Below are 20,183 nucleotides of genomic sequence, written 5' to 3' on the forward strand. Positions count from 1 at the left end.
GGCCAGCGGAGTATTCCCCACGCATGTGGGGGTGAACCGTACAGCGCTATCGTATGTTCATAAGTGTCATCGTATTCCCCACGCATGTGGGGGTGAACCGTCGCATCCCCACTGGTAGGGCTTGTTCATAGCGTATTCCCCACGCATGTGGGGGTGAACCGCCTTGGCTGCAGCTAACGCTAAACAAGGCAATGTATTCCCCACGCATGTGGGGGTGAACCGTTCTCGGCAGCGGTGCGTTTATACCTCCCGTTGTATTCCCCACGCATGTGGGGGTGAACCGCTTGAGTGAGGACAAGCAGAAGATTCTCTCCAGTATTCCCCACGCATGTGGGGGTGAACCGTCGCATCCCCACTGGTAGGGCTTGTTCATAGCGTATTCCCCACGCATGTGGGGGTGAACCGTGATTACACCAGGCCTCACCTACCCAGATGCAGTATTCCCCACGCATGTGGGGGTGAACCGGATTTGCGCTCAGGCTATCAACCGGCTATCACGTATTCCCCACGCATGTGGGGGTGAACCGCACAGTATTAATGACTGATAATACATGGGAGTGTATTCCCCACGCATGTGGGGGTGAACCGCGAGGATAAACAGAAGATGCTGCCCAGGGAGGTATGTCCCCACGCATGTGGGGGTGAACCGTAGCCAGGAACGGAACTGCGCTATAGCTGAGAGTATTCCCCACGCATGTGGGGGTGAACCGACATCGTGTCTGGTGCCGCTATCACGTTACTGGTATTCCCCACGCATGTGGGGGTGAACCGTTGGAAAGAGAAGTTGGCGACGGGCCAGCGGAGTATTCCCCACGCATGTGGGGGTGAACCGTACAGCGCTATCGTATGTTCATAAGTGTCATCGTATTCCCCACGCATGTGGGGGTGAACCAGCGATGGCGATCCTGATCGCTGATGGCGCCACGTATTCCCCACGCATGTGGGGGTGAACCGTGGTCTGGCTCACCACTCCGTCCCAACGGGTCGTATTCCCCACGCATGTGGGGGTGAACCGTGTATCTCCCCGGGGGAGAGGCCACCCCGGAGGTATTCCCCACGCATGTGGGGGTGAACCGACATACCTCCCTGGGCAGATGGTATTATTACCGTATTCCCCACGCATGTGGGGGTGAACCGTCGACTTGGCTGAGCTCACCCAGGCCCAGCGGGTATTCCCCACGCATGTGGGGGTGAACCGCGAGGATAAACAGAAGATGCTGCCCAGGTTGGGTATTCCCCACGCATGTGGGGGTGAACCGATATCCTCCGTGAACTGGAAGCATCTACCCCGGTATTCCCCACGCATGTGGGGGTGAACCGCTTCAGGCTCAAGGGGAGCATGCTGGCCCGACGTATTCCCCACGCATGTGGGGGTGAACCGCTCCATCTTGCAGGCTCCGAGTGGCAGGTGCTGTATTCCCCACGCATGTGGGGGTGAACCGCAGCAGGAGCGCCCGCACGCCCCAAGCGGAGCCGTATTCCCCACGCATGTGGGGGTGAACCGTACAATCTGGCCCAGATACTGGGCTACAAGGTCGTATTCCCCACGCATGTGGGGGTGAACCGTGGTCTAGCGCCGGTGTGAAGAGGTATGGTAGATGCTCGAAGCCTACTTGGATATCGAGACTACAGGCCTATCCCCGATACGAGATTCTATCACTGTAATCGGCTTGTGTCTCGCCGATGATAGCCACTATAAACTTATTCAGTTGGTTGGCGAAGGCATAACCAAGCATAACTTGCTCCAAGCGCTACAGGGAGTACAGGTGATATATACCTATAATGGCACTCAATTTGATCTCTCTTTTATCACCGTCTCACTGGGCATAGACCTAGACAAGCTGTGTAAGCATCATGACCTCATGTTGGATTGCTGGAAGAACGATTTCTACGGTGGATTCAAAGCTACGGAGGCGGCTCTGGGAATAAAGAGGCAACTGAAAGGCATCAATGGGGCGGAGGCGGTGAGACTGTGGCGGAAGTATAAGGTCGACCAGGACCAAGAGTCTCTAGCCGTCTTGCTCCAATATAACAAGGAGGATGTACTTAACCTCAAGTTGCTTAAAGACAAGCTATATGCCGCCCGCCAGCATTGTGAACCAAGTCCCCCCTGATCAATATTCTGGCGGAATGTACAATCTCCATCATTTGATGAATCGCACGAACCCCGAAAAACGGTTCTGCACTACTAAGTGGAAAAAGGCTAATTGAATAGCACCCGCTGACCTCTGTAGCCTTTGGTCGGTGAAAAACTCAAAGTAAAGGAGGTCAAGGCGATCCTTCGACTTTATTTACAGCGACTTCTGGCACATTCTAAACCTCCCCCTGGGGGCTTCCCCTTTTGGGTCCTCTGCTATTCGACTCTCGGCGCCGGAGTGATGCTGAGTTAGGCTGAAGGTCTCAATTTGTTGAGGAGAGCGCGCAGCCCCAGCTCGTAGCTCTGCCAGCCAAAGCCACTGATTTGGCCGAGGCAAACGGGAGCAATTACAGAGTGGTGGCGGAATTCCTCCCGGGCAAAAATGTTTGAGAGATGCACCTCTACCGTTGGTAAACCTGAGGCGGCGATGGCGTCCCGAATAGCATAGCTATAGTGGGTGAAGGCGCCGGGGTTGATCACCACGCCCTCTGCCCAATCCATCGCCGCTTGGATGGCCTCAACCAGCTCCCCCTCATGGTTAGACTGGGTGCAACGCAGCTCGATACCGTTCTCCAGCGCAAAACGATTCAGCCTTTCGTCGATCTCCTCCAAGGTCTGGCCACCGTAGATATTTGGTTCGCGTTTCCCCAGAAGGTTGAGATTTGGCCCATGAATGACGATTATCCTAGGCACTGCTGTTACCCCCCTTGAGAGCTATCCTATGTAGACAGCGTTGAATGATGTCTTCCGGTACATCATCTGTGATAACGACCTCGCCGATACGTTTCGGCAAGATGAAACGTAACTTGCCCTCTCGTCTTTTCTTGTCAACGGCCATGGCCTCCCATACCGTGTGGGGATCGACGCTGATACTTACGGGTAGGTCGAATTGGAGCAGTAGACGGCGCAGGCGCCCCTCTACATCGGGTGGACACAGATGCATCTCCTGGGCTATCTGAGCGGCGGCGACCATCCCGATGCTCACTGCCTCACCATGCCGCAAGCGAAAGCTGGTTGCTGTCTCCAGAGCATGGCCGATGGTGTGTCCAAAGTTAAGGATGGCCCGCAGGTCCCTCTCAAAGGGGTCGGTTGTGACCACCTTCACCTTAATGGCTACTGTTTCCCTGATCACGTCTTCCAGAGGTTCATGTCCTTGCCTCTCCAGGTGCTCAAAGAGGGCGGAAGATTGTATAACAGCTGATTTGATCACCTCGGCCATACCGCAGCGCCATTCCTGGGGTGGCAGAGTCTGCAATACGTTGGGATCGGTTACGACCAGCCTTGGTTGATAGAAGGCGCCGATAATGTTCTTGGACCCTCCATAATCGATGGCTACCTTACCACCGATGCTGGCGTCTACCTGAGCCAATAAGGTTGTCGGTACCTGGACGAACGGGAGGCCACGCATATAGGTAGCGGCAACGAAGCCGGCCAGATCCCCGATGACACCCCCGCCTAAGGCCAGGGCAGTGGCCGTCCGGTCCAGGCGGAGGGCGAGGAAACGGTCGTAGAGCTGGGTGGTCGTAGTCAGGTTTTTATGCTTCTCACCATCAGGAACCTCGCAGAAATTGGGATGGAATCCTGCCTGGCGAAGGCTCTGTTCTACGTTTGTCCTATACAGGGAAGCGACGATTGGGTTAGTGATTATGGCCACATTCTTGCCCAGCTGATGCTGGTGGAGGAGCTCTCCTAGTTGGGCAAGCAATCCCTTCCCCACATAGACCTTATAGCCACCTTGGGGCAGGTCGACATCAAAAACGGTCACTTTGTCTCACCCTCGGTCGCTTCCTTATAAGCACGAATCACCTGCGTGGCTACCTCATCAATGCTGCAGCCGGTGGTATCAATCTGAAGGGGGAATTGTTTATAGAGAGGTGATCGCTCCTTTAAGAGGGCCTTTATGCGGGCCATCTTGTCGCCACGAAGGAGGGGACGATCCTCCATGTCCTCTAAGCGGCGGGCAACCTCCTCCGGGCTACAGGTGAGACAGATGATGATCCCATTTTGGGAAAGGGCCTCGCGGTTCTCCTGGAAGAGTAGCGTCCCACCACCGGTGGCGATGACGGTATCCGTTCGTTGAGCCAGTTCCCGCGCCATCTGCTTCTCCTTTTCGCGAAAAGTGGGCTCGCCGTAGCGCGCAAATATCTCGGGGATGCTCATGCCTGAACGTTGTTCGATCAGGAAGTCCATATCGACGAAATGCATCTGCAACTGTCGCGCGACACGCAGTCCTATGGTGGTCTTCCCCGTTCCCATAAAACCGGTGATGACCACGTTCTTGCGTCCTGAAACCAGCCTCTCGGGGCTGGCTGTTTCGCCTTTTGTATTTTCCATACGATTTTCACCAAGGTCATTGTAGCGTATCCTTAACGCCCTTTAAAGGTCGGACGACGTTTTTCGAGGAAAGCGCTCATCCCCTCCAGACGGTCCTCCGTAGCACAGACGAGGCCGAACTGTGCGGCTTCAAAGGCACAGCCACGTTCGAGATCCATCTCCAAGCCAGTGTTGATCGTTCTCTTGGCCAAGGCCACGGCCAGGGGAGCCTTGCTGGCGATGGTCTTAGCGATGCTTTTCGCTGTCGCCAATAACTCTGCTGCGGGCACCACCTTATCTACAAGCCCAATGCGTAATGCCTCCTGAGCATCGATGATCTCACCGCTGAGGATCAACAACTTAGCCTTTCCCAGGCCGACGAGGCGAGGCAACCGCTGCGTGCCACCCCAGCCCGGGATGATGCCCAGATTGATCTCCGGTTGGCCAAACTTGGCCGTATCAGCGGCTATGCGGATGTCACCGGCCATGGCCAGTTCACAACCACCGCCCAGGGTGTAGCCGTTCAGAGCCATGATCACCGGCTTGCTGAGGTGCTCGATCTTGAAGAGGACCAGGTGTCCCTCTCTGGATTTTGCTTCCCCTGCCGAGGCCGAGGGTATGGCCCGCAGTTCGTTGATGTCTGCTCCGGCAACAAAAGCCTTTTCACCTGCTCCCGTTATGACTATGGCTCGAATGTCCTCAACAGATTCCAGTTCAGCGAGGGCCTGCATCATTTCAGCGAGAGTGGCGCTATTCAGGGTGTTGAGCACCTGGGGGCGATTGATGGTGATCACGGCGATGTTCTCTTCACGCTCGATAAGGATATTCTCGTAGGGCATCGCTGTTTCTCCTTACAATGGGATGGCTAAATTTTATCCAGGGTGTTCGATCAGGAAAGGGGATCAGACTGACAGCCAGGGGTATGATAACACATAACAGGAACAGTTTAAAGGTAGTGTGCTCGTCCAGATGGCTCCCCCAAGTTGTCTATCCAAACATTCCCTTCAAGATTGACTACGAACGTGGCACTATGCTATAAAATGGTGGCCATATGACCACCCACAAAGGTAAGAGAGGAAGAGATGCATGCCGTAGTATGTATAAAACAGGTTCCGGACACAACTGAGGTGAGGATTGATCCAGTCACTAACACGCTGCGACGTGAGGGGGTACCATCCATTGTCAACCCCTACGATATGCACGCTGTTGAGGAGGCCCTGAGACTGAAGGATAGGTTTGGTGGCAAAGTTACGGCCATCTCGATGGGTCCCCCCCAGGCTAAAGAGGCGATCCGGAAGGTTGTCTCCCTTGGGGTTGACGTCGGTATTCTCCTCACTGACCGAGCCTTCGCCGGCTCTGACACTCTGTCCACCTCTTACATCCTATCCCAGGCGATTAAGCGCGTTGGCGAAGAGGAAGAGGTAGGCATCGTCTTCTGTGGCAAGCAGGCTATAGATGGGGATACGGCCCAGGTTGGGCCGGGTATCGCCACTCGGCTCGGACTATCCCAGCTCACCTACGTCTTGAAGATCGACTGGATCGACTTTGCTAAGAGGGAGATTCAGGCACAGCGCCTCATGGAAGGAGGGAGGGAGATTGTCAAGACGAAGCTACCTGCTCTTCTGACGATAGTTAAGGAGGCCAACGAGATACGGTATGCCTCGTTGCGCGGACTGCTCAGGGCGATGCGCTATGAACCTCTCATCTGGACAAAGGATTCCTTGGAACTGGATCTTAACCAATGTGGATTGAAGGGTTCGCCAACTGCCGTTAGGCGTATCTTTGCCCCACCGGCCAGGGAGGGCCCAGCGGAGATAATACCAGGTGACGACCCCGAGAAGACGGCGGCCACGCTGGTGAGCGATCTGCTCAAGCGTAAGATCATCGGCCTACCGGCTACAGAGGAAGCCGCTTAAAGCAGGAGGAGTAATATTGAGGGCAAAGAGGAAACCTGTCGAAGTTATTAAGGCCAAATGCATTGGCTGTGGGTTATGTATAGACGCCTGCCGTTTTGATGCCCTCTCTCTCGAGGAGGGCATCGCCGTGCTTAAGGAAGAGCTGTGTACCGCCTGCGGGCTGTGCCTGAAGGTCTGTCCCGCTGATGCCCTCTATCTTGAACGCCCGCCTAAGAAAGAGCGGCGGGAAAGGGTAGAGGTGGTAGAAGAGGGGGCCCCCTCTCCATTGGACGCATACAAAGGCGTCTGGGTCTTCATCGAACAAATGGAGGGCAAGGCTGCGCGGGTAGGCTGGGAGCTGCTGGGTGAGGGACGAAAACTGGCCGATCAACTGGGGGTTGGACTGGCTGGCGTGATCCTTGGGCACGATGTGACCAGGATGGCCAATGAGACCTTCGCTTATAGGGCAGACCTGGTCTATCTGGTCGATGATCCTGTGTTGCATCACTACCGAACACAACCGTATGCCCATGCCCTGGTATCGCTCGTTAAGCGTCATAAACCGGAGATCGTCCTTCTGGGGGCGACAAGCCTGGGACGCGACCTGGCTGGTGCTGTGGCTACCGAGCTGGGCACTGGATTGACGGCTGACTGTACTGGGCTAGAGATCGACCCAGAGACGAGGCTCCTGATGCAAACCCGACCGGCCTTCGGGGGCAATATTATGGCCACCATCCTTACGGCCCAGCATCGTCCTCAGATGGCCACCGTCCGGCCGAGGGTTATGCGCATGCCTCAGAGGGATTCCTCCCGGCAGGGGCAGATCATTCGAGAGCCTTTGAATCTCATGGAAGAGCAGGTGGTCTCTAAGATAGTCGATTTCGCCCGGGACGAAAAAGACGCTGTCCACCTGGCAGATGCGGAGGTCATCGTCTCTGGAGGACGTGGACTGGGTAGCCCTAAGAATTTTGCCTTGATTGAGGAACTGGCCGACGCCTTGGGTGGAGTGGTGGGGGCCTCAAGAGCTGCGGTTGACGCTGGGTGGATTTCACACGATCATCAGGTGGGGCAGACGGGACAGACTGTTCGCCCGAAGCTCTACGTGGCCGTGGGCATCTCCGGAGCTATCCAGCACCTGGTCGGCATGCAGACCTCGGATGTCATCGTGGCCATAAACAAAGACCCGAATGCGCCTATCTTCAAGGTGGCCACCTACGGCATCGTCGGCGACCTCTTCAAGGTTGTGCCAGCCTTAGCGGCCGAGGCGCGAGCTAGGTTGAATGGCGGGTCCGGAAGCAAAAAGGCAGAGTAAGGACACCGAAAGCATTGCTACAGGTGTTGAGGATTGATTCCAAATCGGCATGGAGGGATAAGTGGAAGAGGAGAAATTTGATGTAATCGTGGTGGGCGCCGGGCCATCTGGAATTGCTGCGGCCTACGCTCTGGCTAAGGCTGGCTTACAGGTGGTCGTCTTTGAGCGTGGCGATTACCCCGGGAGTAAGAACGTGATGGGAGGGGTGCTCTACCGCCAGCCAACGGAGGCGCTCATCCCTCAGTTCTGGAAAGAGGCGCCCTTGGAGCGCCAGGTCGTCGAACAGCAGCGGTGGATCATGACTGAGGATTCGGCTGTGATCTTCAGTTATCGTAGCCAGCGTTTCGCCCAGGAACCATACAACGCCTTCACCGTCTTGCGGGCGAAGTTCGATTCCTGGCTGGCCAACAAAGCCACGGAAGCTGGCGCCTTGCTGATCACCGAGACGGTCGTCGAAGACGTCATTTGGCAGAATGGTAAAGTGGTGGGAGTGCGCACCGGGCGAGCCGAGGGGGATCTTTACGCCGATGTCGTTGTGGCCGCTGATGGGGTCAACTCGCTCCTGGCCAAGAAGGCTGGCCTGCACACCGAACTGTCACCGCAGCAGGTCTCCTTGACGGTAAAGGAGATTATTGCCCTGCCCAAGGAGAAGATCGAGGATCGCTTCAGTCTGGAGGGCGATGAAGGGGCGACGATCGAGCTCTATGGCCAGGCGACCAAGGGCATGACTGGCAACGGCTTCATTTACGCTAACAAGGAGTCGCTCTCCCTTGGAGTCGGGGTTATGCTCTCCGATTTCGTCAAGAGAGAAATCTCTCCCTATGACCTTATCGAAGAGATGAAGTCCCATCCGCTGGTGCAGCGCCTGATCGCCGGTGGGGAGCCAAAGGAGTACATGGCCCACCTCATTCCGGAGGGCGGCTACAAGGCCATCCCAAAGCTCTACACCGATGGACTGCTCGTCGTCGGCGATGCGGCGCAGCTGGTCAACAGCCTCTTTCGAGAGGGCTCAAACTTGGCGATGACTTCGGGGCGTCTGGCCGCTGAGGCGATCCTGCGGGCGAAGGAAAGGGGTGATTTCTCAGCGCAAAGTCTCTCTTTCTACCAGCGCCTATTGCAGGAGAGCTTCGTGCTGAAGGATCTGAAGCAGTACGAGTCTGCCACCGAATTTATGGAATCTAATCCACATTTTCTTTCCCTTTACCCCCAGCTGCTGAATGAGGCTGCCCATGAGCTGACCCTGGTTGATAGCGTTCCTAAGAAACAAAAACAGAAAGCGATTATAAGGAACGTACGCCGCCACAGGTCCTTGTGGCAGCTGGCTAAAGATGCCTATAACGCATGGAGGGCCTTCGCATGATAGTCGAACAGAAGCCCAGGATGAAGATAGAGGATAAACTCTATCTGGATCGCTTTAAGCCAGATGAGCAATCCCATCTCATCATCATTGATCAAGAGAAATGCCGTACGACCTGTGTAGCGCAAAATAGACCTTGCACCCACTTCTGTCCCGCCCAGGTCTACAAGTGGGAGGAAGATAAAATAACGGTGGCCTTCGAAGGCTGCCTGGAGTGTGGGGCGTGTCGCATCGGCTGTCCCTTCAGCAATATTGATTGGCGGTACCCAAGGGGCGGCTTCGGTGTCCAATATAAATTTGGTTAGTCCTCCTCGAACAGCCGCACGACTCAAGGGCACCTACAACCTGCTGCTTCACTTGGGTGAAGAGAGACAGCTAACCATCGGCCGCTTAGGGCGCTTTCGTTTTGAGCCAGGATATTATGTTTACAGTGGCAGTGCTCTAGCTGGGCTTACCTCGCGGCTAGAACGTCACCGCCGTCTCTCCAAGAAACCGCACTGGCACATCGATTACCTGCTGCCCTGGGTCACCTTAGACGAGGTCTGGGTAGTGTCCTCTCCGGAGCGTTTGGAGTGTATCTGTAGCCGTCTTCTGTGCCGTTTATCTGGCGCAAGCATAGCGGTGCCAGGGTTTGGCTCCTCTGACTGTCGCTGTCCCAGCCATCTGGTCTATTTTTCTAGCCCTCCTTCCTTAATCACTATAGCTGAGACCTTACAGCGTGAACGTCCTGATAGCCCCTGCCTTCAGCGTTGGGAAATGTGCACCCTATAAAATGGGGCGTGCGGAGGGACTTTACTCCTCCGCCTGTCTGCGCCTACGGCAGGCAGGGGTTTGGGGTGTCCCCAATTTTATGTCCCCTTCTTCCGCCGGAGTACAAAGGGCGTGGAGACCACGCCCCTACAGGGTTACGGGCTCTGCCCTTAATCTCTTTCCCCCTTCCCCCATAGGGAATGGCGGTAGTCCAGAAGGGACGCTTCCCTTCTGGGGGGCAGGGGGGATGAGGGAAATACATGGTAAGGTTAGCCACTTTACGTTATAATCAAAGGTAGAGGTTAAGATGTCGGAAAGGGCCGGGCTCAGACTGTTGATCGTCCTCCTGGGCGGAGGCTGGCTTGGTTTGGGCTATATCATCTTCTACACGACACCCGATGCCCTGGCCAGTCGCCTTCTTTTCTTCACCTTTTTCTTCATCGCCCTATTTGGGATGCTGGGGTTGGTGGCTTATTTGCTCAGCTTCCGCCTCTTTTCCTTGAAGCTCTATCGGGGCAATGTGGCGCGTTCCATGCAGCAAGGAGCCCTTTTGGCGACGTTCCTGCTGATAGCGGCCTTGCTCCAGATGACGAGGGCCTTAGCGTTGCCCAGCGGACTGCTCTTGGCCGGCACTCTTTGCCTGGCCGAATGGTTTACTCTAACACGAAAATAAAGGGATTATTCCTTTGCCGGAGAAGAAGATGGATGTTGCCGCATTGAAGCGAATCGTCGGTGAGGAGATCGACCGCCGTCGAGAGGACCTTGTGCGCCTCAGCACAACTATCCACGCCAATCCGGAGCTCGGTTTTCAGGAGTTTCAGGCTATGCGTCTTCTGACCGATTGGCTGGAAGAGCTTGGCTTCACCGTGGAGCGAGGTCTGTCTGAACTGCCGACGGCCTTTCGAGCCGCTTATCAAGGACAGAAGGAGGGTCCACGCGTGGCTTTCCTGGCTGAATATGATGCTCTAGCCGAGCTGGGTCATGCCTGTGGACATAACATTATCGGTGTAGCCAGTGTTGGGGCGGCAGCCGCCCTGCGCCAGGTTATGGACGACCTACCCGGCACCATCGTTGTCTTAGGTACCCCTGCTGAGGAGGGCGGTGGCGGCAAGATCTTGCTCAGTAGGCGTGGTGCCTTGGATGGCCTTGATGCCTGTATGCTCGTTCACCCTGACACCAGAACTACGGTAATCGCTGAAGCCCTGGGGGCTGTCAGCGTGGATGTCCAGTTCTTTGGTAAAGCCAGTCATGCGGCCGCCGCGCCGGAGAGGGGCATCAATGCTTTAGACGCGCTGGTACTCAGCTATAACAACATCAATGCCCTGCGTCAGCACATTCGCCCTGATGCCCGTATTCATGGCATTATCACTAAGGGTGGGGAGGCGCCCAATATCATCCCCTCCCATACGGCCGGTCGCTTCATGATTCGGGCTAAGGACGGTGAATACTTGGAAAGTCTGGTGGAGAGGGTGTTGGCCTGTTTTCGGGCAGCGGCTGAAGCCACTGGGGCACGGTTAGAATATCGCCTACTCGAGCCGCGCTACGAGCCGATGCGCACCAACCAGGCTCTGGCGGCCGCCTTTGCGGCTAATCTGGAGACTCTGGGGGTAGCCATTCAGCCTTTTGATCCTGAGAGAGGCTACGGTTCAACCGATATGGGTAATGTCAGCCAGATTGTGCCCAGCATACACCCTCATATCGCTATAGCATCGGAGGAGGTCGCTGTACACTCCCCGGAGTTCGCTGTTGCGGCTATTTCAGAAGAGGGGCAACAGGCCCTGCTCCTCTCAGCTAAGGCCATGGCCATGACGGCTATCGATATTTTTACCGATGCAGAGTTGTTGACCAGCATCAAGGCCGAATTTCAGGCGAGGCCGGGCGTTGCCAAGGGACAACAATGACGAAGGTCGGCCTACCACGCGCTTTGCTCTACTATCAATACTATCCGATGTGGCGGACCTTCTTCGAGGAGTTGGGGGCTGAGGTGGTCGTCTCCGTTCCTACGACGAGGGCTGTACTGGCGGCTGGGTCTGCACGGGTGGTAGCGGAAACGTGTCTGCCCACGAAGGTCTATTGCGGGCATGTGCTGACCCTTGTGGACAAGGTCGATTACCTTTTCATCCCAAGTATACGCAGCATCGAGCGCAACGTCTACAATTGTTCCAAGTTCCTCGGCTTGCCTGATCTGGTGCGCGGTACTATCAAGGAATGTCCACCTATCCTTGATATCGATATCGATATCAACAAGGGGGAGAAGGCGGTTCGCAATCAGATCCACTGGCTGGGCAGGCACTTCACCCACAATCCCTTTAAAATCGATAGGGCTATACGCCGAGCCCTGGCTATGGACGAGCTGTATAAACAGACTACGCAGTCTGGCTTGACTCCGCCGGAGGCGCTGCAAAAGTTAGGGCTAGATGACTCTATTTCGGGGGAGAAGCGGCAGGGACGCCGTCCTCTGTGGCCATCTGAGAACAGCGATCTGAAAATAGCTGTGATCGGGCACCCCTACAATATTTACGATGGATATATTAACCATCAGCTGATAGAGCGGTTAAAGGGCATGGAAGTGGAGATAGTCACATCCGAAATGGTGACAGCTGGCGGTCTCGATGCCGGTACAGCTAAACTGGTGGGTAAACCTTATTGGACCTACGAGGATGAGGTGGTGGGAGCAGCCGGCTATTACCTGGATGAAGATGTGGATGGTATCCTCGGCGTTGTTTGCTTCGGCTGCGGTCCTGATTCGCTGATGATCGATGTAATCCAGCGTGCCGCTAAGACACGGAAGAACAAACCGTTGATGATTTTAACCATCGATGAGCACACTGGCGAGGCTGGTCTCATCACCCGTCTGGAAGCCTTCCTGGACATGTTGCGGAGAAGGGGCAGCAGACTGGCGAAAAGAGGAGCGTAGCTTTGAAGGTAACACTTCCCCATATGGGCAATATCTATGTCGCTTTCAGCGCTCTGTTCCGCGCACTGAATATTGACTTTGTCATTCCCCCACCGTGTAGTCGGCGAACGCTCAGCCTGGGGGCACGCCATTCGCCGGAGTTCGTTTGCGTGCCCTTTAAGCTCACCCTCGGTAATTATATCGAGGGACTGGAATTGGGGGCTGATACCCTGCTGATGGCGGCCGGTCCCGGGCTATGTCGTTTCGGTTACTATGCTAAATTGCAGGCCGAAGTTCTACGTGAGCTCGGTTTTCAATTCCAGGTGGTAGATACCCAGCCATTCGAGGGTGGCCGCATCACGGGGATAGCGAAGAAGATCCGCTGGCTGGCCAACGATGCCCCCTGGCCAAAGGTCATCGCGGCCGTGCGCTTCGCCCTGGCCAAGATTGCTGTTCTCGACGATCTAGAACGGATCATCCACTGCGTGCGGGCCCGGGAGTTGGTCAAGGGTACGGCCACTAAGGTATGGCAGGAGGCCATCAGGGCGATTGACGTGGCCGCTGACAGCCGTACCCTACACCAAACAAAGACAGATTATATCGAAAAATTAGGTTCCATTCCCATAGCCGAGGATGAACAACCCCTCCGTGTCGGCATCATCGGTGAGTTCTATGTCGTTCTGGAACCGTTCTCTAATGGGGATGTGGAGATAGAATTGGGTAAGTTAGGGGTTGAGGTGGCCCGGACGATGTTCGTGAGCGAGTGGACGAAGATCTCTCTCTTTCTCAGTGCCCTCGGACTCAGCCCCAAACGGGAGATCTTTCGGGCAGCTAACCCCTACCTGAAGCGGGATGTGGGCGGTGATGGCTGGGAATCAGTGGGCGAGACGGTCCTCTACGCCACCCATGGCTTCGATGGGATGGTCCATCTAGCCCCCTTCACCTGCATGCCGGAGATCATCGCTCAGAATATCCTACCCACTGTCAGCCGCCAAAGCGACATCCCTGTTTTAACAATAACCTGTGATGAGCAGATGGGCCGGGCCGGTCTGGTGACACGCCTGGAGGCCTTTGTCGATCTAATGCGCCGTCGCCGTCGGGCTCCTCTTCATCAGGGCAGGGGCTTAAATCTGGCCCAATCACGCAAAGGAAGGTGATACGATATGGAAGTATATGTAGGCATCGATGTCGGCTCGGTGACGACGAAATTCGCCGTCCTGAATGAGCAGAATGAGCTGCTCTACAGCAATTATATGCGTACTCAGGGTAAGCCCATTGCCGTCATCCAGGAGGGACTGCGCGATGTAGCCGCACATTTGCCCTCTGAGGCTCTAATTAAGGGGATAGGCACTACAGGTAGTGGGCGCATGTTGGCTGGGGTAGTAGTGGGAGCAGATGTAGTCAAAAATGAGATCACAGCGCACGCTGTAGGGGCTGCCCACTACGTGCCGGATGTCCAAACAGTCATCGAGATTGGGGGACAAGACTCCAAATTTATCATTCTGCGCGGTGGCATCGTGGTCGATTTCGCTATGAATACCGTTTGTGCGGCCGGCACGGGGGCCTTTCTAGATCAACAGGCTGCCCGCCTGAACATGAGGATCGAGGATTTTGGTCCGCTCTCGCTGAAGTCTAAGACACCGGTGCGCATCGCCGGACGCTGTACCGTATTCGCCGAATCGGATATGATTCATAAACAGCAGATGGGACATCGTATCGAGGATATCCTCTATGGCTTGTGTGAGGCGATGGCCCGTAACTATCTGAACAACCTTGGCTTAGGTAAGGAGATCTTGCCCCCCGTTGTCTTCCAGGGTGGCGTGGCTGCCAACGTGGGCATCGTGCGGGCCTTCGAAGAGGCGTTAAAGACCCAGATTCAGGTGCCACCCCACCACCACGTCATAGGGGCGATCGGGGCGGCCATCCTGGCCCATGAGCACATGTCCCTCGATGGACGCGTCACCAAGTTTAAGGGTTTTGGCATTAGTGAGGTGGAGTATACGACTTCATCCTTCGATTGCAAGGCCTGCTCCAACGTCTGTGAGATCGTGCAGATCAAGATGAATCGAGAGGTGGTCGCCCGCTGGGGTGGACGCTGTGGCATGTGGGACACCTAAGGATTGCCAGCCCATTGAATAAGGGTATGTCCGGAGGAAAGACCGCTCTGGTAAGATTTGTAGGGGTGTCGCTCACCCTGGGGTTGGGGCTGACGGGTGGTTTTTATACCCTGAACGAATAGGACACTCTTCCTTCCAGCTTCAAGCGGGTAAAAAGGGGCTCAGGAGCGGGGAAAAGAGGAGTAAAACGGTAAGGATGATGAGGCCGATGGCTGTTCCCCAGGCGATGAGATTAAAAACGGGACCATTCGCATAACGGCCCATTATGCGCTTGTTACTAGCTATCCTTAAGGCATAGAAGAGGATTACAGGCAACAAGATGCCGTTAACGTCCTGGGCGACCAACATCACCCACATCAGTGGCAGACCCGGCACTAGGGCCACGGCGGCCCCAAAGCCTAGGGTGAACGTGAAGAGCCCATTGAAGAGGGGCGCTTCCCGGAACGAGCGACTGACACCGGCCTCCCAACCGAAGGCCTCGCAGATGGCGTAGGCTGTAGCCAAAGGCAAGATGGCCGCTCCCAGAAGCGAGGCGTTGAGCAACCCAAGGGCGAACAGTCCCTCGGCAAAGCGGCCGGCTAATGGCTCTAGGGCGAGAGCCGCGTCAGCTGCTGTCTGAACACCGATCCCCCTCACGTAGAGAGTAGCGGCCGTACAGACGAGGATAAAGAAAGAGACGAGATCGGTGATAAAAGCGCCGAGGAACACCTCAAGCCGTGTGTATTTGTACTCCCTAATACCGAGGCCCTTATCCACCACGTAGGATTGAATGAAGAACTGTCCCCAGGGGGTGATCGTCGTTCCCACTAGGGCAATAAAGGCCAGCAGATAACCACCCTCCAGACGAAAAGATGGAACGAAGGTCTGGCGGATTACCTCTCCCCATGGCGGCTTGACCATGATCCCCGAGATGATATAGGTTACATAGAGAATGGAGAAGCCGAGGAAGATGCGCTCCACCCCTTTGTAGGAGCCCCGGGTCACCAGGAGCCAAACGATGATGGCTAGCGTTGGAACGGCGATATACTTGGAAACGCCGAATAGCTCCAGGCTGGCCGCCATACCAGCGAACTCGGATACAGTAGTGCCCAGGTTGGCAATGAGCAACGTCAGCATGGCAAAAGCTGTCGCCCTCAACCCAAACTCCTCGCGGATGAGCCCGGCCAATCCCTTCCCCGTCACTGCCCCGGTACGGGCGCCGATCTCCTGGGTGAAGGCCAGGCTGAGGGTGATGACGAAAAGCACCCAGAGAAGGCTATAGCCATAATACGCCCCGGCGATCGAGTAAGTGCTGATTCCGCCCGCATCGTTATCGGCACAGGCGGCGATGAGCCCGGGTCCCAGGATGGCCATAAAAAAGAGGGCGCGCCGCCGTACCCCTCTCAGCCAGCGCACGTCCGTCCCCCTTAACCGAACAGTCTCGGTAATCTCTTCTTCCAGGCCGTCGGGAGGATGATGTCTATGGCGTCATCGACGGTGACGATGCCCTGTAGTCGATCCTGGTCATCCACTACCGGCAGAGCAAGCAGGTTATACTTGGCGATGGCTTTGGCTGCCTCCTCCTGTTTGTCGTAGACATTCACCTTGACCACGGACGTAGTCATAAAGTCGGCCAGACGGCTGTCAGGTTTGGCAACGATCAGTTCGTAGAGGGAAAAGACCCCCAGTAGATGTCCCTCCTCGTCGGTCACGTAGATATATTGCGCGATATCCGGCTCCGGGGCGAGCTCGCGCAGGCGGTTGATGGCCTGCTGGGCTGTAAGGTCAGGTGGAAAGGTGACGAACTCGCTGGTCATAACGCCACCGGCCGAGTCCTCAGGATAAGCGAGCAATTCCCGCACATCCTCGGCCTCCTCGACATTCATCAGGTGCAGCAGCTCCTCGCTTTTCTCCTTGGAAAGCTCTGCCAGCACGTCGGCCGCATCATCAGGAGCCATGGCTTCCAGGATGTCGGCTGCCCGCTCGTTATCCATGCTCTGAATAACGGAAGCCTGGAGGTCGGGCTCAAACTGTTCGAGTGTATCGGCCACCGTTTCGTTGTCCAATGACTGGATCAGTGTATCACCGGTATGACGATCAAGTTTAGCGATGATCTCGGCGATATCAGCTGGATGGAGACGGGTGATCTTGGCATGGGGTACCTTCAGCTTGACGCCGGCAGCGTTAATCTCGATGGGATCGACATCCTCCCAGGCGATGTAGTGCTCGGGCAGCTCGTATTTCAATAGGGCGGTGATCTTCTTCAGGGACCCTTCCCAGCCGAGCCGACGGACGAGCCCGTGCAAACTGATATCAACCCCAACCAAGCGGTAATGGGCGTTCACTCTGGCCAGCTGAAGGTCGTTCGCCCGCACCACCTTGGTGCCATCGGTGGCCACGATCTGCTTATCCAAGACATCCCTGGCTAACCAGATATCGCTCTCGCTGGGCTCGTAGGAGGCCAAGGTGTCAAGCGGCTTGCTGAGCCGTACATCTGGTCCTTCCAGGTTTGCCACCTTATTCCAGGGGAGAATAAACTGTCTCTTCTGTTTGGCGGCGATGACGATAGCGATGACCTCCGGATAAGGCACCGTCGTAGAGATAATCAGGTCCTTGAGCTTCCCCAGGGGGCATCCCTCGCTGTCTTGCACGTCATGATTGAGTATTTGGCTTATAAAGAGCATAAAAAACCGCCTCCCCCAAAAATAGATTTGGTGAGGCGGCACACCGCAAACGTCCTTGGCGATGGCGCAATCAATCCCTTCCTGGCTTCAGGCGATAGCAACCTTGGGCGCTGAGGTGGCCGGCCTCGAAAGTACCTTCTTCTGTTAGGCTACATAAATGACTATGGTCATCATCCATAGGCTATTACCACTTACTGCATGCGCAACACAGTTGTCGCCTTGCTCCAGAGCCTCTCCAGGCGGTAGTACTCGCGCTCGCTTGGGGCGAAGATATGTACGATTACGTCCCCATAGTCCACCAGGACCCAGCCAGAGTGGCTGGTGCCTTCGGTTTGCAATGGCTTTACGCCGACGGATTCCAGGCTCTTGAGAATGTCATCGGCTACCGCCTGGATTTGCCGCTCGCTCTGGCCACTACAAATGACAAAGTAATCAGCGATCAAAGAGACGCCCCTGAGATCCAGCAAGATTATATCACTTGCTTTCTTATCAGAGACGATCTCGACTACTTTATGGGCCAGCTCGACAGATTCCAGAACGCAAAATCCCCCTCGGCATAATTCTAACATAATTATAGCAAAGATTTTTCTTTTTGGCGAGGTTCGGCGTCATAGAGGGGGACGTATCCGCTTGTAACGGGGGTATCTGAGTGAGGTTCAGATCTAGCGAACAGGACACAGCTCATCGTCAGCGCGCCCATCGATCCTGGGCATAGCGGACCCTTTCTAAGGACTAAGGAGAACGCCCATAAAAATGGAGCGGGTGAAGGGGCTCGAACCCTCGACATCTTGCTTGGGAAGCAAGCACTCTGCCAACTGAGTTACACCCGCTCGCATCTGCATTAGAATATTAAAGGAAAAAGAGTGAAAAGTCAAGGATTCTTGGGCTTAAAAGGGGTTAAGCACACCTTGTTCAGCCGCTAATATTGGTAGGCTCTCTTGCTTTATCCGATACTTAGAACTAAAATAGAAACCAAGAGGGGCGGCAATCATCTTCCAATGCCCAAAAATTTGGGGTATGTATCATATCAGTGACAGCTATAATCTAGGAAAGGATCGGATTGTTCCCAGGAGAAGGAGGCGATCAACAGAATGACTGAACCAAAAAGCGGACGAGAAATGACCGTAAGGGAAGCTGGGCGGAAGGGAGGCAAGGCCGTCAAAGAGAAATACGGACTGGCTTTTTACACCGAGATCGGTAGAAAGGGTGGCCGGATAGTGGCCGACAAGAGAGGTTCGGCTTTCTACGCCGAGATCGGCAGGATCGGTGGTGAGCTCATCAGGGATAAATATGGTTCTGAGTTCTACGCTGAGATTGGCCGAAAAGGCGGTGAGATGGTCAGAGAGAAACTCGGCTCAGAACACTACTCGCGTATCGGTAAAAAGGGTGGGCAAAGATCTAGGCGAGGCCCCACCGTCAAATAGAACTGAATGAATGGTAGCACCGCTGGATACTCCTCCTTCGACGTTATCATCATTGGCGCCGGACTGACTGGCTTAGCCGCTGCCTATGTCCTGACCTCGCGGGGACGCCGTACGCTTGTATTGGAAAAAGACACGGACCTTGGGGGCCTGGTGCAAAGCTACGATTTCAACGGCTTTGCCATCGAGAAGTACTACCACCACATGTTTGTTGATGATCAACACCTTTTGCGGTTATTCCGGGAACTCGGGCTTGAGCGAGAGATATCCTGGAAGACCGGCTCAACAGGCTATTTTATCGTCGGGCGAACATATCGTTTGGATACTCCCCTAGAAATCCTACGCTACGACCGCCTCAGCCTGATCGATAAGATGAGACTCGCCCTGGCCGTGCTTCAGATCCGCCGTAAAGGGCTATCGGCCGAGCTGGACAATACCTCTGCCCGTCGGTGGATCAGTCAAAATTGTGGGGAGGGAGTGTTCACTAACTTCTTCCGGCCCCTCTTGCACAGTAAGTTTGGCCCGGCGATGGATCAGGTCTCGGCTGCATGGCTCACCGCTAGGGTAAGAATAAGATCAAGCCGCTCTGTCACTGGTGAGCAGTTGGGTTACCCCCAGCACGGCTTTAAGTCCCTCGTAGATGCCCTCGCTGCCCGTATAAAAGAAAACGGTGGTTCGATCCTCGCCAGTACAGCGGCGGAGAGGATTATCGTCGATGCCCGGAACACCGTACAAGGAGTAAGCACAAGGAAGGGGGAGTTCTACGCCCCCAAGGTCCTCAGCACCGTTGATCCGGGCACATTGCGGACATTGGTCAACTTACCGGGAAGTGACCTAACCCCCCTCCACTACCAAGGGGTTAGCTGCGCCCTCTTCGGATTGAAGCGGAAGATTACCAATACCTACTGGCTGAACCTGGACGCACCAGAGCTACCTTTCGGCTTGCTAGTCGAGCATACCAACTTTCATGACATCCTGGAGTACGGCGGAGCAAAGATGCTCTACGTCGTGTCCTACCACGCGGACGATGGCTTCATGCAACAGGATGAGGACAAGGTCATCGAGCAATACCTCAGCGGGCTGCGGAAGGGTTTTGATATTCTCCCAGAGGATGTGCTCTGGTGGCGCCTATCTCGTCATAAGGCGGCGGGCCCGATCTACGCCATAGGCTATCGCTCCCTCATTCCTCCCCACGAGCTGAGCGTCAAGGGGCTCTTTGGGGCCGGCATGCTCTACAGCTACCCTGATCGCAGCATGAACGATTCCGTACGACAGGGTCTGTATTGGGGGGCAAGATTGGCCAGCAACTAAGTTGCCCGATT

The 20,183-nt window shown here is 55.4% G+C and carries 20 protein-coding genes, 1 tRNA gene and 1 CRISPR repeat array; of the genes, 13 read left to right on the top strand and 8 right to left on the bottom strand.

Going from position 1 to position 20,183, the window contains the following annotated elements:
- The first annotated feature begins 10 nt into the window (after positions 1-10).
- Positions 11-1,566: a CRISPR direct-repeat array (repeat unit 29 nt; unit sequence GTATTCCCCACGCATGTGGGGGTGAACCG).
- Between the two features lie 32 nt (positions 1,567-1,598).
- Positions 1,599-2,114 carry a ribonuclease H-like domain-containing protein gene (locus tag M1136_06230; GenBank protein MCL5075228.1) on the top strand — a complete coding sequence of 172 codons (516 nt, stop codon included), beginning with the start codon at positions 1,599-1,601 and terminating at the stop codon, positions 2,112-2,114.
- Between the two features lie 272 nt (positions 2,115-2,386).
- On the opposite strand, the gene aroQ is transcribed toward M1136_06230, so the two are convergent.
- From aroQ to M1136_06250, 4 genes are read right to left on the bottom strand one after another with little or no spacing between them, the layout of a single operon-like run.
- Positions 2,387-2,830: a type II 3-dehydroquinate dehydratase gene (aroQ, locus tag M1136_06235; protein MCL5075229.1), complete on the bottom strand. Its 444-nt coding sequence runs from the start codon at positions 2,828-2,830 to the stop codon at positions 2,387-2,389.
- Complete coding sequence (gene aroB, locus M1136_06240) at positions 2,823-3,902, bottom strand: 3-dehydroquinate synthase (protein MCL5075230.1); 1,080 nt, start codon at positions 3,900-3,902, stop codon at positions 2,823-2,825. Before aroB ends, aroQ begins: the two co-directional genes overlap by 8 nt.
- The gene (locus tag M1136_06245) at positions 3,899-4,471 is read right to left on the bottom strand and encodes a shikimate kinase (protein MCL5075231.1); all 573 of its coding nucleotides are present in this window, start codon (positions 4,469-4,471) and stop codon (positions 3,899-3,901) included. The genes aroB and M1136_06245 overlap by 4 nt, the downstream gene beginning before the upstream one ends.
- Before the next feature lie 32 nt (positions 4,472-4,503).
- Positions 4,504-5,289 (bottom strand): enoyl-CoA hydratase-related protein, encoded by a 786-nt coding sequence (locus M1136_06250; protein ID MCL5075232.1) that lies wholly within the window; start codon positions 5,287-5,289, stop codon positions 4,504-4,506.
- A gap of 243 nt (positions 5,290-5,532) precedes the next feature.
- Here M1136_06250 and M1136_06255 point away from each other — a divergent pair, with 243 nt between their 5' ends.
- The 10 genes from M1136_06255 (at position 5,533) to M1136_06300 (ending at position 14,777) form a co-directional block, all read left to right on the top strand.
- Positions 5,533-6,366 carry an electron transfer flavoprotein subunit beta/FixA family protein gene (locus M1136_06255; protein MCL5075233.1) on the top strand — a complete coding sequence of 278 codons (834 nt, stop codon included), beginning with the start codon at positions 5,533-5,535 and terminating at the stop codon, positions 6,364-6,366.
- Between the two features lie 16 nt (positions 6,367-6,382).
- Positions 6,383-7,657, top strand: a complete 1,275-nt coding sequence (locus M1136_06260) for an electron transfer flavoprotein subunit alpha (GenBank protein ID MCL5075234.1) — start codon at positions 6,383-6,385, stop codon at positions 7,655-7,657.
- 61 nt (positions 7,658-7,718) lie between these two features.
- Positions 7,719-9,017, top strand: coding sequence for an FAD-dependent oxidoreductase (locus M1136_06265; protein MCL5075235.1), 1,299 nt, complete (start codon positions 7,719-7,721; stop codon positions 9,015-9,017).
- A gap of 20 nt (positions 9,018-9,037) precedes the next feature.
- Complete coding sequence (locus tag M1136_06270) at positions 9,038-9,319, top strand: 4Fe-4S dicluster domain-containing protein (GenBank protein ID MCL5075236.1); 282 nt, start codon at positions 9,038-9,040, stop codon at positions 9,317-9,319.
- Positions 9,297-9,785 (top strand): GIY-YIG nuclease family protein, encoded by a 489-nt coding sequence (locus M1136_06275; protein MCL5075237.1) that lies wholly within the window; start codon positions 9,297-9,299, stop codon positions 9,783-9,785. The genes M1136_06270 and M1136_06275 overlap by 23 nt, the downstream gene beginning before the upstream one ends.
- Positions 9,786-10,071: 286 nt before the next feature.
- Positions 10,072-10,437: a hypothetical protein gene (locus M1136_06280; protein ID MCL5075238.1), complete on the top strand. Its 366-nt coding sequence runs from the start codon at positions 10,072-10,074 to the stop codon at positions 10,435-10,437.
- Between the two features lie 28 nt (positions 10,438-10,465).
- Positions 10,466-11,665, top strand: coding sequence for a M20 family metallopeptidase (locus M1136_06285; protein ID MCL5075239.1), 1,200 nt, complete (start codon positions 10,466-10,468; stop codon positions 11,663-11,665).
- Entirely contained in the window at positions 11,662-12,681 is a 1,020-nt protein-coding gene (locus M1136_06290; protein ID MCL5075240.1) for an acyl-CoA dehydratase activase-related protein, read from the top strand. The genes M1136_06285 and M1136_06290 overlap by 4 nt, the downstream gene beginning before the upstream one ends.
- Positions 12,682-12,683: 2 nt before the next feature.
- On the top strand, positions 12,684-13,817 hold the full coding sequence (locus M1136_06295) for a CoA protein activase (GenBank protein ID MCL5075241.1): 1,134 nt from the start codon (positions 12,684-12,686) through the stop codon (positions 13,815-13,817).
- 6 nt (positions 13,818-13,823) lie between these two features.
- On the top strand, positions 13,824-14,777 hold the full coding sequence (locus tag M1136_06300) for an acyl-CoA dehydratase activase (GenBank protein MCL5075242.1): 954 nt from the start codon (positions 13,824-13,826) through the stop codon (positions 14,775-14,777).
- Between the two features lie 141 nt (positions 14,778-14,918).
- Here the strand turns inward: M1136_06300 and M1136_06305 are convergent, their stop codons facing one another.
- From M1136_06305 to M1136_06320, 4 genes are all read right to left on the bottom strand, one after another.
- Positions 14,919-16,130 (bottom strand): Nramp family divalent metal transporter, encoded by a 1,212-nt coding sequence (locus tag M1136_06305; GenBank protein MCL5075243.1) that lies wholly within the window; start codon positions 16,128-16,130, stop codon positions 14,919-14,921.
- 53 nt (positions 16,131-16,183) lie between these two features.
- Entirely contained in the window at positions 16,184-17,440 is a 1,257-nt protein-coding gene (locus M1136_06310) for a CBS domain-containing protein (GenBank protein ID MCL5075244.1), read from the bottom strand.
- A 191-nt stretch (positions 17,441-17,631) separates the two neighbouring features.
- Positions 17,632-18,009 carry a ribosome silencing factor gene (gene rsfS, locus M1136_06315; protein ID MCL5075245.1) on the bottom strand — a complete coding sequence of 126 codons (378 nt, stop codon included), beginning with the start codon at positions 18,007-18,009 and terminating at the stop codon, positions 17,632-17,634.
- A gap of 185 nt (positions 18,010-18,194) precedes the next feature.
- A tRNA-Gly gene (locus tag M1136_06320) sits at positions 18,195-18,270 on the bottom strand.
- A 261-nt stretch (positions 18,271-18,531) separates the two neighbouring features.
- Here M1136_06320 and M1136_06325 point away from each other — a divergent pair.
- Positions 18,532-18,864 carry a general stress protein B gene (locus tag M1136_06325; GenBank protein MCL5075246.1) on the top strand — a complete coding sequence of 111 codons (333 nt, stop codon included), beginning with the start codon at positions 18,532-18,534 and terminating at the stop codon, positions 18,862-18,864.
- 6 nt (positions 18,865-18,870) lie between these two features.
- The gene (locus tag M1136_06330; GenBank protein MCL5075247.1) at positions 18,871-20,172 is read left to right on the top strand and encodes an NAD(P)/FAD-dependent oxidoreductase; all 1,302 of its coding nucleotides are present in this window, start codon (positions 18,871-18,873) and stop codon (positions 20,170-20,172) included.
- Positions 20,173-20,183 lie beyond the last annotated feature (11 nt).

The organism is Chloroflexota bacterium (assembly GCA_023475225.1).
In the GTDB taxonomy this organism is placed as follows: Bacteria; Chloroflexota; UBA6077; order FW602-bin22; family JAMCVK01; genus JAMCVK01.